The sequence below is a fragment of the Aquitalea aquatica genome, assembly GCF_013911085.1.
Taxonomy (GTDB): Bacteria; Pseudomonadota; Gammaproteobacteria; order Burkholderiales; family Chromobacteriaceae; genus Aquitalea; species Aquitalea aquatica.
In genome coordinates this window covers 167,394-180,949 of sequence record NZ_JACERN010000023.1, presented here as the reverse complement: position 1 = coordinate 180,949, position 13,556 = coordinate 167,394, and the positions used below count along the sequence as shown (strand labels likewise).

Genomic DNA, 13,556 nt, shown 5'->3' with positions numbered 1-13,556 from the left:
CGACTAAACGGCTGTAACTCTAGCCTTACATCCCGTGCTTAACAGACGCTGACACAATCGCCGCGCCCCGGGCCGGGCTCAGGCAAACAGCCGCGCCAGCCAGCCAGCCTGTCGTACCGGCTGCAGGCAGGCAGAAGCCTCCTGTACCAGTTCGGCCACCAGTTCGTGGTCCACTGCGGGTCGCTGCACCTGCAGCGGATCACGCCGGCCAGTGGGTGCCAGAGCCAGCGTCTGCCGCTGCCGACTCAACTGGTACTCGCCGCCACAGGAGGGACAATGCACGGAGGCACCGTCATGCATGCGGCGCGGAATGGCGATGATGGGGCCGCAAGCCAGGCAGCTTTGCATGGGAATGCCCGCCTCGCTATGGCCGACGATATGCTCCAGCTTGCCGGCCTCGCCCAGCGCGATAAAGCGCTCGCCGCAGGCACGGTCAAACTGACTGCCCAGATGATCGCGGATGATGTCGAGCGCACGGGAAACTGGCATGCCGGCACGGTAGGGCCGGTGGCTGGTCATGGCGTCAAAGGCATCGGCAATGCCGACGATACGGGCGACCAGCGGAATGGCCTCACCTTGCAGGCCAGCCGGATAGCCACGCCCGTCCGGCGTTTCGTGATGCATCAGCACCGCGTCCATCGCCAGCGCCGCCAGCGGATGTTCGCGCAGCAGATCCGCCCCCTGCTGTGGATGGGTCTTGATGACCGCGTACTCGTCGTCAGTCAGGCGGTCGCGCTTGTTGAGAATGGCATCCGGCACGCCGATCTTGCCCAGATCATGCAGAAAACCACCCAGCATGATGCGTAGCACTTCGCCGCGGGGCAGCGCCAGCTCCTGTGCCAGCAGGCCGGAAAAACGCGATACCCGCCACAAATGGCCACCGGTATAGGCATCGCGGGTCTCCACCATCATCGCCATGGTGTAGAGGGTTTTCAGTAATTCTTGTGCTGCCTGCATGCTGTGCTCCGCTAAGTGGCCATGCGCTGGCCCAGATCTGGCTGTCTGTCATGGGTCGACTATGCCAATGAATTCTTACAACTTAGCGCTAATTTTTGAGGCATTCCACTACAGGGCTTACAATTGCAGCCATTCCAGAAAGAAAGCATTCCATGTCCGACTCCCTGAGCGCCCTGCTGCAAGCAGCAGCCGACCGCCGCAGTGATCTTGTTAGCCGCCTGATCGCCGAAGATACCAATACTTACCGCCTGTTCCATGGCAGCGTGGAAGGCGTGGCCGGCCTGACGGTAGACCGCTACGGCGACCTGCTGCTGGTGCAAAGCTTCCACCAGAGCCTGGAAGATGCCGAGCTGGACGAAATCCGCAGCTTCTACGCCGGCCTGCTGCCGGAATTGCAGCTGGTCTACAACGACCGCAGCGGCAAGAATTCCCGCATCAACAACACCCTGAGCCTGCCCGAACAAGCCGTGGCCGAAGAAAACCGCGTTGCCCATGAGCTGGGCATCCGCTACCACATTCGTGGTCGCCACAGCGGCCAGGACCCGTGGCTGTTTCTCGACCTGCGCGCCGGCCGCCGCCGCGTGATGCAGCTGGCCGAAGGCAAAAGCGTGCTCAATCTGTTCGCCTACACCTGCGGTGTCGGCCTGGCTGCCGCCAAGGGTGGTGCACAGTTTGTGCTGAACGTGGATTTTGCCGAATCCAGCCTGGCCGTCGGCCGCGCCAATGCCAAGCTCAACAGCCTGGCCACCCGTCCACGCTGCGTGCAGAGCGATGCCTTTGCCGCCTTGCGCCAGCTGTCCGGCATCGGCCAGCCCAAGATGGTGCGTGGCAAGAAAATGCCTCCCTTCCCGGCCCTGGAAGCCCGCCAGTTTGATCTGGTCTTCCTCGACCCGCCGCGTTACGCCAAGAGCCCCTTCGGCGTGGTCGACCTGATCAACGACTACCAGGCGCTGTTCAAGCCGGCCCTGCTGTGCACCGCCGAAGGCGGCATGCTGATCTGCTGCAATAATGTGGCCCAGGTTGACGGCAATGCCTGGCTGGAATCGCTCAAGCGCAGCGCGGAAAAAGCCGGCCGCACCATTCACGAAGTGGAATGGATTACCCCGGAGCAGGATTTCCCCAGCGCCGATGGCCAGCATCCGCTGAAGATCGTGCTGCTGCACGTCTGATTGCCATGGAGCCAGACTGCCCGGCCGACCCGCTCGGCCGGGCAGTATTGTTTCTGCCCATCCTCGCTTCTGCTCTCCTCCGGACAAAACAACAACACTGCGCCAGGAACTGCCGGCACGCAAAGCCCACTAAAAGTGGCTAACAAAATAGCGTGCCCCCCCAGGAGCAAGGCGCGCAGAGGCAGGCAGTACCAAGGGGGTAACGCAGCAGCAGGGGTTTTGTCAGCTGCGCCGAGCTAGCCGCAACGCTGGCGGTAGGTCAGAATCCAGCCATGCAAAAAAAGCATTGCTGATCGCTTCGCTTCAAGCTATCGTCATACACCCATACAACCTCAACGGACCGCCGGTCCCGACAAGGACGATCTTTATGTTTTCCTGGTTTGAAAAGCGGGTAGACGTCTACCCGGATACTCCTCCCGTCCAACCCCCCAAGGGTTTTCTGGCCTTTGTCTGGTCCGCCACCAGCGGCATGCGCCCTTATATCCTGTGCATGACCCTGCTGACATCGCTCATCGGCGCCTTCGAGGCCCTGCTGTTCTCCATGCTGGGCTCCATTGTCGACTGGCTCAGCCATGTGGCGCCATCACAGCTATGGACCCAGGAGCGTCATCACCTGCTGTTGCTGGGCGGCATCCTGCTGGCCAGCCCGCTGCTGATCGCCCTGCAGGCCATGTTCAAATACCAGAGTCTGTTCGGCAATTTCCCCATGCGCCTGCGCTGGCAGTTTCACCGCCATCTGCTGGGGCAAAGCATGAGCTTTTATCAGGATGAATTTGCCGGCCGGGTGGCCGCCAAGGTGATGCAGACCGCGCTGGCGGTGCGTGACACGGTACTGATCATCACCGACATCCTGGTGTTTGTGGTGATCTACTTCATCACCATGGTGGCCGTGGTCGGCAGCTTTGATCGCAGCCTGCTGCTGCCCTTCATCGGCTGGCTGCTGCTGTACGTCGCCACCCTGGCCTTCTTCGTGCCACGGCTGGGCAAGGCCTCGGCCCGCCAGGCCGATGCCCGCTCGCTGATGACCGGCCGCGTGACCGATGCCTATACCAATATCGCCACGGTCAAGCTGTTTGCCCAGGGGCAGCGCGAGGCCGCCTTCACCAAAAGTGCGATGCAGGAATTCATGCAGACGGCCTATGGCCAGATGCGCCTGGTCAGCGGCTTTGAAATCGCCAACCACATTCTCAGCATGGGGCTGATTGCCAGCACCGCCGGTGCCACGCTGTGGCTGTGGACCCAGGGCCAGGTGGGCATTGGTGCCGTAGCCGCCGCCACGGCCATGGCCTTGCGGCTCAATGGCGTGTCGCACTGGATCATGTGGGAGATGTCCAGCCTGTTCGAAAATATCGGTACCGTGCACGACGGCATCAGCACCCTGTCGCGGCCAGTCGCCATTGTCGACCAGCCGGATGCGCCAGCGCTGCAGGTGGCGCGTGGCGAGATACGCTTCGACAATGTCAGCTTTTCCTATGGTGGCGAACGCACCATTGTCGACGGGCTGAGCCTCACCATTCGCCCCGGCGAGAAAATCGGCCTGGTCGGCCGCAGCGGTGCCGGCAAGTCCACCATCGTCAACCTGATGCTGCGTTTTTACGACATCGAGCAGGGCCGCATCCTGATCGACGGCCAGGATATTGCCACGGTGACCCAGGACAGCCTGCGCGCGCAGATCGGCATGGTGACGCAGGATACCTCGCTGTTGCACCGCTCGGTACGCGACAACCTGCTATACGGCAGGCCGGATGCCGGCGACGAAGCCATGATCCATGCCGCCAAGCAGGCCGAGGCGCATGATTTCATCCAGGCCCTGACCGACCCCAAGGGCCGCCGCGGCTACGATGCCCATGTGGGTGAGCGCGGCGTCAAACTGTCCGGCGGCCAGCGTCAGCGCGTGGCCATTGCCCGGGTGATGCTGAAAGATGCGCCGATCCTGCTGCTGGATGAAGCCACCAGCGCACTGGACTCGGAAGTGGAAGCCGCCATCCAGAGCAGCCTGTACCGGCTGATGGAGGGCAAAACCGTGGTGGCCATCGCTCACCGCCTGTCCACCATCGCCGCCATGGACCGGCTGATCGTGCTGGACAAGGGCCGAGTGGTGGAAGAAGGCGACCATGCCAGCCTGCTGGCCAAGGGCGGCCTGTATGCCCGGCTGTGGGCACACCAGAGCGGCGGTTTTCTGGGAGAGGAAGTCGACGAGGAGGTCCGTCCGGGAGAGCTGGACCCGGCCTGATGCCACCATCCTGCCTGCCACAAACAAAAACCCGCCAACTGGCGGGTTTTTTTATGGCCGATGCCGGATATCAGGCTTCGGCTTTTTTCAGGATCACGTATAGCTCATCCTTAAGCTTGAGCTTTTCCTTTTTCAGCACCTCCACCTCCTGCTGGCTGCCCTTTTCGATGGCAGCCTCGATATTCTTGATCTTCTGGTCCAGTTCATTGTGCTTGTTGAACAGGCGGCTGAAGTGGTCGTCTTCGGTTTTCAGTTTACTGATCAGATCACGGAATTCTGGGAACATCGGCTTCTCCTGATGGGTGGGTGGGGTGGCGCGCATGCCACCTGACTACAACTTCATGCTAGCCCCGACACCAGTCTGCTTTCTTGATCTAAGGCATATGCGCCGGTAACAGACATCCGGCCATTGTGCACCGCCCAAGTCCGGATGCAAGAGTACACGGCAGGCAGGATATCGGCTCCGCGCCGCCACCGCCTGCACATAGGTCCAGTCGACCACCCTGGACCGAGCCGCCACGATGCTGCGATGTCCCCGGAGTGGCAGCCTCCGCTGTCGCCGCGTTGCAAGGAGGCCCCATGAAGTACCTTTATGCTGGCGATGCAGATTTCCAGCATCAATCCTTTCTCGAGCTGCGGCCCATCGCAGTATGGACACAGCTGCTGGGGGAGCTATCCTGGCTGGCTTCCCTGCTGCTCAGCCACCCACACCAGCAGGTCGACGCCGCCAACACCGTGCTGGTCTGCCTGATCATGCTGGCCGGTACCGTGCTGTCGCTGAATGCCAGTCACCGCCACACCCTGCTGCTGGGCATGCTGCTGAACCTGTGCGGTCTGGCGCTGGGTTTCCGTCTGAACATGCTGTTTGTCAGCAATACCAGCTTGTGGAGCACCTCGATTGCGGTATGCATCACCCTCACCATGGCACCGGTTTTCCACAGCTCATATTGCTTCATGCTGGCCAGCGGCTGTGTCTGGGCCATTTTGCTGCAAGGCACACTGGATGACCGGCGGCTATGGCAACAAGATACGCTGATTGCCCTGCTGACCCTGGTCACGCTGGCCTCGGGCCTGATGCTCAACATCCTGTTTCGCCGCCTGCGGCTACGTGGCTATCATCTGCGCCGTGACCTGGAAGCGCTGGCCTTTCAGGATGCCCTCACCGGCATCGACAACCGCCGCAGCCTGCTGGAAAAGCTGCAAGCCTGGTATCCGGCGCAGCACGGTCATTTCCTGATGGTGGATATCGACGACTTCAAGAGCGTCAATGACGACTTCGGCCATGAAGCTGGCGATCAGGTGCTGCAACAAGTGGCCCAGCAACTGAGCGGACATCCCGACGTGGCCCTGTGCGGGCGGCTGGGCGGCGAGGAGTTCGGCCTGTTCACCCGGCTGCTGGACAGCCAGCGCGTCAGCGAACTGGCTGGCCAGCTGATACACCGGGTGAATACCTGCAGCGTGGAGCAACGGCGGCTGTCCATCAGCATCGGCATCGTGCTGATGGATGGCCGCATCGGCCTGACCGCAGCCCTGCGCCAGGCCGATGCGGCGCTATACCAGGCCAAGCACCGTGGCAAGAATGGCTTTGTACTGGCCCTGCCCTGTGGCCACCCGGTGCCACAGCAAACACTGGTCCAGGCGAGCTAGCCCACAAAAAAGCCGCCCACCGGCGGCTTTTTTACTGGCAGACAGTCGATCAGGCGTCGTAGCCCAGATTCGGTGCCAGATCCCGCTCGGCCTGCTCCAGCGACACGCCACGGCGCTGGGCGTAACTTTGCACCTGATCCTTTTCCAGCTTGCCCACGCCGAAGTAGCGCGCATCCGGATGGCTGAAATAGAAGCCAGAGACAGCGGCAGTCGGCAGCATGGCATAGCCTTCGGTCAGGGTCATGCCGATGCCCGGCGCATCCAGCAAGGCAAACAGCGCCTTCTTGACCGTATGATCCGGACAGGCCGGATAGCCCGGAGCCGGGCGGATGCCGCGGTATTCCTCGTCGATCAGCTGCTCATTGCTCAGCGTCTCGTCAGCGGCATAGCCCCAGAATTCGCGGCGTACCCGCTGGTGCATCAGTTCGGCAAAGGCTTCGGCCAGACGGTCGGCCAGCGCCTTGAGCAGAATGGCCGAGTAGTCATCGTTGGCCGCCTCGAAACGGGCCACGTGCGGCTCGATGCCGATGCCGGCCGTCACCGCAAACGCACCGATATAGTCCTGCACGCCGCTGTCGGCCGGGGCGATATAGTCGGCCAGCGCCCAATTGGGCTTGCCATCCATTTTCGGCAGCTGCTGGCGCAGGCCCACCCAGGTCATCTGGCTGCTGTGGCCATCCACACTGCGGATATCGATATCGTCATCGTTAACGCTGGCGGCCGGGAACAGACCGATGACAGCGCTGGCAGACAGCCAGTTTTCCTCGATGATCTGCCGCAACATCACCTGGGCATCGGCATACAGGCTGCGCGCCGATTCGCCAACGATTTCATCATCCAGAATGCACGGGAAACGACCTGCCAGCTCCCAGCTCTGGAAGAATGGCGTCCAGTCGATGATGGCAGCGATGTCCGCCAGCGGGTAGTTTTCGAAGCGGCGCACACCCAGCCACTGCGGCTGTGGCGGCACATAGCTGGCCCAGTCGGTTTTTTGCTTGTTGGCACGGGCTACCTCCAGGCTCACCACCTTGCGGTTGGCCTTGTTGGCATGACCTTCGCGGGCACGCTGGTACTCGGCAGCCACTTCGGCCACAAAGGCATCGCGCAAGGTGTCGGACAGCAGGTTGGAGCACACCCCCACCGCACGGCTGGCATCCGGCACATAAATCACCGGGTGCTGGTAGTGCGGCGCAATCTTCACCGCCGTGTGCACCTTGGAAGTGGTAGCGCCACCAATCAGCAGCGGAATATCAAAGCCCTGGCGCTGCATTTCCTTGGCCACATGGCTCATTTCTTCCAGTGACGGGGTGATCAGGCCGGACAAGCCGATGATGTCGGCCTTGTGTTCGCGCGCGGCGTCCAGGATGGTCTGGCACGGCACCATCACGCCCAGGTCGATCACCTTGTAGTTGTTACAGCGCAGCACCACACCCACGATGTTCTTGCCGATGTCGTGCACATCGCCCTTGACCGTGGCCATGATGATGACCCCCTTGGCCGGCGCATCGGCCAGACCCATGCGGATCTTCTCTTCCTCGATGAAGGGCTCCAGATGCGCCACGGCGGCCTTCATCACCCGGGCGGATTTCACCACCTGCGGCAGGAACATCTTGCCGGCGCCGAACAGGTCGCCCACCACGTTCATGCCGTCCATCAGCGGACCTTCAATCACATGAATGGGGCGCGCGCACTTGAGGCGGACTTCTTCGGTGTCTTCCACGATAAAGGTGGTGATGCCCTTGACCAGCGCATGCTCCAGCCGCTTTTCCACCGGCCATTCGCGCCAGGCCAGGTCTTCCACCTTTTTCTCGCCGGCGGCTTCGCCCTTGAACTTCTCGGCCAGATTGATCAGGTTTTCCGTGGCATCCGCGCCATCGGCCAGGGGGCGCATCAGCACCACGTCTTCGATGCGTTCACGCAGCTCCTTGTCGACTTCGTCATACACTTCCAGCGCACCGGCATTGACGATGCCCATGGTCATGCCACGCTGGATGGCGTGGTAGAGGAACACCGCATGGATGGCTTCGCGCACCTTGTTATTGCCACGGAAGGAGAAGGACACATTGGACACGCCACCGGAAATCTTGGCGTGCGGCAGGTTTTGCTTGATCCAGCCGGTGGCCTCGATGAAGTCGAGGCCGTAGCGGGCGTGTTCTTCGATGCCGGTAGCCACGGCAAAGATATTGGGGTCGAAGATGATGTCTTCCGGCGGATAACCCACCTCGTCCACCAGAATGCGATAGCTCTTTTCGCAGATTTCCACCTTGCGGGCGTATGTATCCGCCTGGCCCTTGTCATCAAAGGCCATCACGATCACCGCCGCGCCATAGCGGCGCAACAGCCGTGCCTGCTCCTTGAACTTGGCGACGCCTTCCTTCATGGAGATAGAGTTGACGATGCCCTTGCCCTGGATGCACTTGAGGCCAGCCTCGATCACCTCCCACTTGGAGGAGTCAATCATGATGGGCACGCGGGCGATGTCCGGCTCGGCGGCGATCAGCTTGAGGAAGCGATCCATGGCCGCCAGCGCGTCCAGCATGCCTTCGTCCATATTGATGTCGATGATCTGCGCGCCGTTTTCCACCTGCTGCCGCGCCACGTCCAGCGCGGTGGCGTAGTCGCCATTCAGGATCAGCTTGGCAAAGGCGCGGCTGCCGGTGACATTGGTACGCTCACCGACATTGACGAACAGGTCCTTGTCGCCGATGTTGAAGGGCTCCAGCCCGGACAGGCGGCACTTTTTCTCGATGTCCGGCAAGGCGCGCGGGGCAATGCCATCCACCGCACGGGCAATGGCGGCGATATGGTCGGGCGTGGTGCCACAACAGCCGCCAACGATATTAATCAGGCCGGACTCGGCCCATTCGCGCACGAACTCGCCCATGGCGGCCGGTTCCAGATCGTAACCACCAAAGGCATTGGGCAGACCGGCATTGGCGTGCACCGACACATAGGTGGCGGATACGCGGGACATTTCTTCCACATAGGGGCGCAAGAGGTCCGGTCCCAGCGCGCAGTTGAGGCCAAAGGACAGGGCATCGGCGTGCGACAGGCTATTGTAGAAAGCCTCGGTAGTCTGACCGGTCAGCGTACGGCCGGACTGGTCGGTAATGGTGCCGGACACCATGATGGGCAGCCGGGCGATATCGGGGTGATCATCAAAATACTGGTGGATGGCAAACACCGCCGCCTTGGCGTTCAGGGTGTCGAAAATGGTTTCAACCAACAGAAAGTCCGCGCCACCGGCCACCAGGCCGTCAATCGCCTCGGTATAGCTCTTCACCAGCTCGTCAAAGCTGACATTGCGATAACCGGGATCGTTCACATCCGGGCTGATGCTGGCGGTGCGGTTGGTGGGCCCCAGCACGCCGGCGCAGAAGCGCGGCTTGGCCGGGTTCTTTGCCGTTTGGGCCACACACAGCTCTTTTACCAGCCGGGCCGCGGCATGGTTGATTTCCCATACCAGGCTTTCCATCTGGTAGTCGGCCATGGCAATCGAGGTGGCATTGAAGGTGTTGGTTTCAATGATGTCGGCCCCGGCATCCAGATAGGCCTGGTGAATGCCACCGATCACATCGGGCCGGCTTAATACCAGCAGGTCGTTGTTGCCTTTTACGTCACAAGGCCAGTCGGCGAACCGCTCGCCACGGTAATCAGCTTCCTGCAGATCATGGCGCTGGATCATGGTGCCCATGCCGCCATCCAGAATCAGGATGCGCTGCGACAGCTGGGAAAATACCGGGTGGGTGGTGTTTTTGGTCATGGCAAACAGGCTGTAATTGGCTGTATCGATAAAAGGCACACTCAAGGTGCGGCCGATCATATTACCATTGCGTTTGGAACTGTCAGACAACTAACTAAGAAGAAGAGAGTACAAGCTTATGGTTCGTTTGAATAAGACCTGGCTGGCGCTGTTGACGGGAGCAGCACTGGCACAAGCAGCCGCAGCAAACGGCATACTGAAAATCGGGGTGTCGGATTCGGACGCACCGCCCATCGTGGTACTGACGCCGGATAACCAGGCGCTGGCCGGCGGCCTCACCAAGGAACTGGGCGATGCACTGGCCGGCGAACTGGGACTGAAAGCCCAGTATGTGGTGATCGCCCGCAAGCGGGTGGAAAGCACCATTGAGGCTGGCAGGGTCAATATTGTGTGCAATGCCAATCCGGAATGGTATGGCAATGCCACCCGCCTGGGCTGGACACGCGAATTCTATCCACAGGTAGAGCGGGCACTATCGCTCAAAGACATGCCCGACCTGCACCAGACCGATGAAATGGTTGGCAAGCGCATCGGCACCATTCGTGGCTACAGCTATCCGACACTGGAGCATTTATGGGCAGTGGGCCGCACCACGCGCGTGGATGAATCACGGCTGGAGCTGCTGGTGAAATCACTGCAAAAGAAACTGACCGATGTCGCCATCTCCTCGGAACTGGAGCTGGCCTGGTGGGCCAAGACCAATCCGCAGGAGGCGCGGGCTTTCAAACAGCACCCGATGACGGTGACCTATATGCCCACCATGTGTGCCGTGGCACCCAACTCGTCAGTCAGCACCGACAAGCTGAACCAGGGCATCGAAGCCATGCGCCGCAGCGGCAAGCTGAAAGCCATTCTCAAAGCCTACGAATGGCAGACGCAATAAGCTGTTTCACGTGAAACAGGGCAAGCCCGCCGGCTTGCCCCGGCTGCAAACACCATGCGGACGGTCAGCGCCCCCCCCAAACCAGCAAGTTGCACTATCGCTGTAGCGGTTTTTGCGATTTTCCGGCCGAATAGTCATTCCCGGCCCGACACCTGCCAGGGTGCACCGTTTTAAGGGCGGCAGGCGCCAGGGGTTTTCTCATCCATCTGCCCTTTTTCGTATACGCATCATGCACATCATCTATCTGCACGGCTTCAACTCCAGCCCTCTATCCCTGAAAGCACAGGAGACAGCCGCCTGGCTGGCGCAGCATGTCCCTGCGGTCACCTTGCATAGCCCAAAGCTGTCGCCGCACCCGGCCACCGCCATTGCTCAGGCGGAAGCATTATTGCTATCCCTGCCCGCCGACAGCTGGCTGATCGGCAGTTCGCTGGGCGGCTATTACGCCGGCTGGCTGGCAGAAAAGCATGGCCGCAAAGCCGCGCTGATCAATCCAGCCATCACACCGTATATTGATCTGCAGGGCTATCTGGGTGCGCAGCGCAATCCTTACACCGGGGAAGAATACCTACTGGATGATGCCGACATGCAGGCTTTACTGACCATGCGCCTGCCCGCGCCAGTGGCGGGTCAATACTGGCTATGGCTGGGCAGTGCAGATGAGGTACTGGACTGGCAGGCTGCGGCTCGCTATTACCGCGGCCACCGGCAAACCATTTTCAATGGCGACGACCACCGCCTCAAACGCTGGCCTGAGTGTCTGCCGCCCCTGCTGGGGTGGGCAGGCTCTGGCTGCTGAGCCGGTCACTGCCACGCTGCATGGCCATTGACAGACGCTCCAGGCTCACCGGCTTGGACAGGAAGTCATTCATGCCGGCCTGTTGGCAGCGCTCACGGTCTTCATCGAAGGCATTGGCCGTCAGCGCAATGATGTGGGGCTGGTAGTCCAGATCCAGCTGGCGAATGGCGCGGGTGGCGTCCAGCCCGTCCATTTCCGGCATCTGCATGTCCATCAGGATCAGCTCCACCCCCCCCTGGCTGACCCGCTCCAGCGCCTGCCGCCCGTTGCCCGCCAGCATGACATCGCGAAAACCCAGTTTTTCCAGCAGCTTGATGATCAGCTTCTGGTTCACCGTATTGTCCTCGGCCACCATGACCGACAACGGTGCCACGCTGGAGCTGGGCGGCTCAACCGGCAGCACGACGACGGGGGTCTCGGCCGCCGGGGCGCTGGCCTCGGTGGCCACCCAGTGCACACTGAAGCTGCTACCCACGCCATGCGCGCTGCTGACATCGATGCGTCCGCCCATGGCCTCGGCCAACCGACGGCAGATGGCCAGCCCCAGGCCGGTACCGCCATAGCGCCGGGTGGTGGTGGAGTCGGCCTGTTCAAACGCAGTAAACACCTTGCCCAGTTGTTCCTGAGTCATGCCGATGCCGGTATCACGGATCACCAGCACCAGGCGCTTCATATCAAAAGTATCTTCCAGCGGTTCGATGCCCACCGTCACGGTGATATCACCCTGATGGGTGAATTTGATGGCATTGCTCAAGAGATTGCTGGTGATCTGGCGCAGCCGGGTTGCATCACCCAGCAGCCAGGCACTGCCCAGCGGCCGTTGCCATTCGATACGCAGCCCCGCCTCCATCGCCTTGGGTACAAACAGATTGACCACGCTATCGAGCAAGGCATACAGATTGTAAGGCCGCTGTTCCAGCGTCAGCTTGCCAGCATCGATCTTGGACAGGTCGAGGATGTCGTTGATCAGGGCCAGCAGCGAAGTGCCGCACTCTTGCAAGGTGGCAACCTGATCGCCCTGCTCCGAAGTCAGGTGGGAATGCGACAGCAATTCGGCCATGCCCAGCACCCCGTTGAGCGGGGTACGGATTTCGTGGCTCATCACCGCCAGGAATTCCGACTTGGCCTTGGCCGCCATTTCTGCTTTCAGCAGCGCCTCGGACAGCTGCGCCATACGCCATTCGACGATTTTTTCCAGCTGGGCCGCGACAGTGGACAGTTCGAAGTTGGCATCGTACAAGGCGCGGCTGCGCTGCTCCAGCAGCACCTCGGCCTCTTTGCGCGCAGTCTTCTCGCGCTGGTAGCGCTTCTGGTAGCGCAGCAGTTGGTCTTGCAGCTGGGCCAGTTCAGCATCTGTCATACCAGGTCCACCACGAAGCGTACCTTGCTGCCCTCGTCATTCAGTGGCTCGACCCCGATGCGCCCCTGTTCACCGAAATGATCAAGCGCCCCCTGGATCAGGCCGGAAGCCAACGGTGCCAGGCAGCGCGGCGAGCTGTACAGCAAGACCATGCTCCGCTCATCGCTGCTGAGCACCTCGATCTGTGGCAGCTGTGCATCCGGGTAGAGCTTTTGTACTTCCTGGTGAATGTGCTTCTCGATATTGCCCAGCACCATGAAGGCGCTGCTACAGCCCTGAATGCTGTACGGATACAGCAGGGCAAAGCGCCCGAACAGGTGATGGCCGAAGGTATAGATCAGTGCCTGTGGTTCCAGCCCGCTGCGCTGTGACAAGGCCGTCACCAGCGCCACCATCTCGGCGAAAGGATAGCTGCCCACCGCGGTGTAGGCGCCTCCCGACTTGATGCCGGCATCCTCGATGATGTCATCCACCATGTCGGCAGAAAAACGGCTCTCCACCATTTCCAGAAACTCGGTAAACACCACGCCTTTCATGCTTGTTCCCTTCGTGTGGCTTGCATGCGCTGCTCCGCCCGCTACGATTAACCCTGCACGCTGCAAGGCACCATGGATTCAATGTAGGAAGAAAACGGGACAAACACCAAGTCATCGCCCACGGCAAACACTCTGTTCTCTGCAGACGGCTTGCGTGGTACTAGCCTGCGGTGCAGACTCGACAGCCTGTCATCATGCTGAAAAAAGGA

At 61.0% G+C, this 13,556-nt stretch carries 10 protein-coding genes; 5 read left to right on the top strand and 5 right to left on the bottom strand.

The window, feature by feature from the left end; genetic code table 11:
- Positions 1 to 78: 78 nt before the first annotated feature.
- Entirely contained in the window at positions 79 to 957 is an 879-nt protein-coding gene (locus H2Z84_RS08435; RefSeq protein ID WP_181835581.1) for an HD domain-containing phosphohydrolase, read from the bottom strand.
- A gap of 152 nt (positions 958 to 1,109) precedes the next feature.
- On the opposite strand from H2Z84_RS08435, the gene H2Z84_RS08430 reads away from it, so the two are divergent.
- A complete protein-coding gene (locus H2Z84_RS08430; protein WP_181835580.1) occupies positions 1,110 to 2,126 on the top strand; it encodes a class I SAM-dependent rRNA methyltransferase in 1,017 nt (338 codons plus the stop codon).
- Positions 2,127 to 2,493: 367 nt separating this feature from the next.
- Positions 2,494 to 4,359, top strand: a complete 1,866-nt coding sequence (locus H2Z84_RS08425; protein ID WP_181835579.1) for an ABC transporter ATP-binding protein — start codon at positions 2,494 to 2,496, stop codon at positions 4,357 to 4,359.
- A 70-nt stretch (positions 4,360 to 4,429) separates the two neighbouring features.
- Here H2Z84_RS08425 and H2Z84_RS08420 read toward each other — a convergent pair whose 3' ends face one another.
- Complete coding sequence (locus tag H2Z84_RS08420; protein WP_103525850.1) at positions 4,430 to 4,645, bottom strand: HP1242/YdcH family protein; 216 nt, start codon at positions 4,643 to 4,645, stop codon at positions 4,430 to 4,432.
- 293 nt (positions 4,646 to 4,938) lie between these two features.
- Here H2Z84_RS08420 and H2Z84_RS08415 point away from each other — a divergent pair, with 293 nt between their 5' ends.
- On the top strand, positions 4,939 to 6,006 hold the full coding sequence (locus tag H2Z84_RS08415) for a GGDEF domain-containing protein (RefSeq protein WP_181835578.1): 1,068 nt from the start codon (positions 4,939 to 4,941) through the stop codon (positions 6,004 to 6,006).
- Between the two features lie 49 nt (positions 6,007 to 6,055).
- Here H2Z84_RS08415 and metH read toward each other — a convergent pair whose 3' ends face one another.
- Positions 6,056 to 9,769, bottom strand: coding sequence for a methionine synthase (metH, locus tag H2Z84_RS08410; protein ID WP_181835622.1), 3,714 nt, complete (start codon positions 9,767 to 9,769; stop codon positions 6,056 to 6,058).
- Positions 9,770 to 9,887: 118 nt separating this feature from the next.
- On the opposite strand from metH, the gene H2Z84_RS08405 reads away from it, so the two are divergent.
- Together H2Z84_RS08405 and H2Z84_RS08400 are read left to right on the top strand one after the other, a co-directional pair.
- Complete coding sequence (locus H2Z84_RS08405; protein ID WP_181835577.1) at positions 9,888 to 10,652, top strand: substrate-binding periplasmic protein; 765 nt, start codon at positions 9,888 to 9,890, stop codon at positions 10,650 to 10,652.
- Between the two features lie 229 nt (positions 10,653 to 10,881).
- The gene (locus tag H2Z84_RS08400) at positions 10,882 to 11,451 is read left to right on the top strand and encodes a YqiA/YcfP family alpha/beta fold hydrolase (RefSeq protein WP_181835576.1); all 570 of its coding nucleotides are present in this window, start codon (positions 10,882 to 10,884) and stop codon (positions 11,449 to 11,451) included.
- On the opposite strand, the gene H2Z84_RS08395 is transcribed toward H2Z84_RS08400, so the two are convergent.
- Positions 11,393 to 12,811, bottom strand: coding sequence for an ATP-binding protein (locus H2Z84_RS08395; protein ID WP_181835575.1), 1,419 nt, complete (start codon positions 12,809 to 12,811; stop codon positions 11,393 to 11,395). The genes H2Z84_RS08400 and H2Z84_RS08395 overlap by 59 nt on opposite strands.
- Positions 12,808 to 13,347 (bottom strand): heme NO-binding domain-containing protein, encoded by a 540-nt coding sequence (locus tag H2Z84_RS08390; protein WP_181835574.1) that lies wholly within the window; start codon positions 13,345 to 13,347, stop codon positions 12,808 to 12,810. The genes H2Z84_RS08395 and H2Z84_RS08390 overlap by 4 nt, the downstream gene beginning before the upstream one ends.
- Positions 13,348 to 13,556 lie beyond the last annotated feature (209 nt).

Bases quoted from the DNA above. Each gene is read 5' to 3' on its own strand.
- H2Z84_RS08435 (WP_181835581.1), bottom strand. From the start codon at position 957: ATGCAGGCAGCACAAGAATTACTGAAAACCCTCTACACCATGGCGATG.
- H2Z84_RS08430 (WP_181835580.1), top strand. From the start codon at position 1,110: ATGTCCGACTCCCTGAGCGCCCTGCTGCAAGCAGCAGCCGACCGCCGC.
- H2Z84_RS08425 (WP_181835579.1), top strand. From the start codon at position 2,494: ATGTTTTCCTGGTTTGAAAAGCGGGTAGACGTCTACCCGGATACTCCT.
- H2Z84_RS08420 (WP_103525850.1), bottom strand. From the start codon at position 4,645: ATGTTCCCAGAATTCCGTGATCTGATCAGTAAACTGAAAACCGAAGAC.
- H2Z84_RS08415 (WP_181835578.1), top strand. From the start codon at position 4,939: ATGAAGTACCTTTATGCTGGCGATGCAGATTTCCAGCATCAATCCTTT.
- metH (WP_181835622.1), bottom strand. From the start codon at position 9,769: ATGACCAAAAACACCACCCACCCGGTATTTTCCCAGCTGTCGCAGCGC.
- H2Z84_RS08405 (WP_181835577.1), top strand. From the start codon at position 9,888: ATGGTTCGTTTGAATAAGACCTGGCTGGCGCTGTTGACGGGAGCAGCA.
- H2Z84_RS08400 (WP_181835576.1), top strand. From the start codon at position 10,882: ATGCACATCATCTATCTGCACGGCTTCAACTCCAGCCCTCTATCCCTG.
- H2Z84_RS08395 (WP_181835575.1), bottom strand. From the start codon at position 12,811: ATGACAGATGCTGAACTGGCCCAGCTGCAAGACCAACTGCTGCGCTAC.
- H2Z84_RS08390 (WP_181835574.1), bottom strand. From the start codon at position 13,347: ATGAAAGGCGTGGTGTTTACCGAGTTTCTGGAAATGGTGGAGAGCCGT.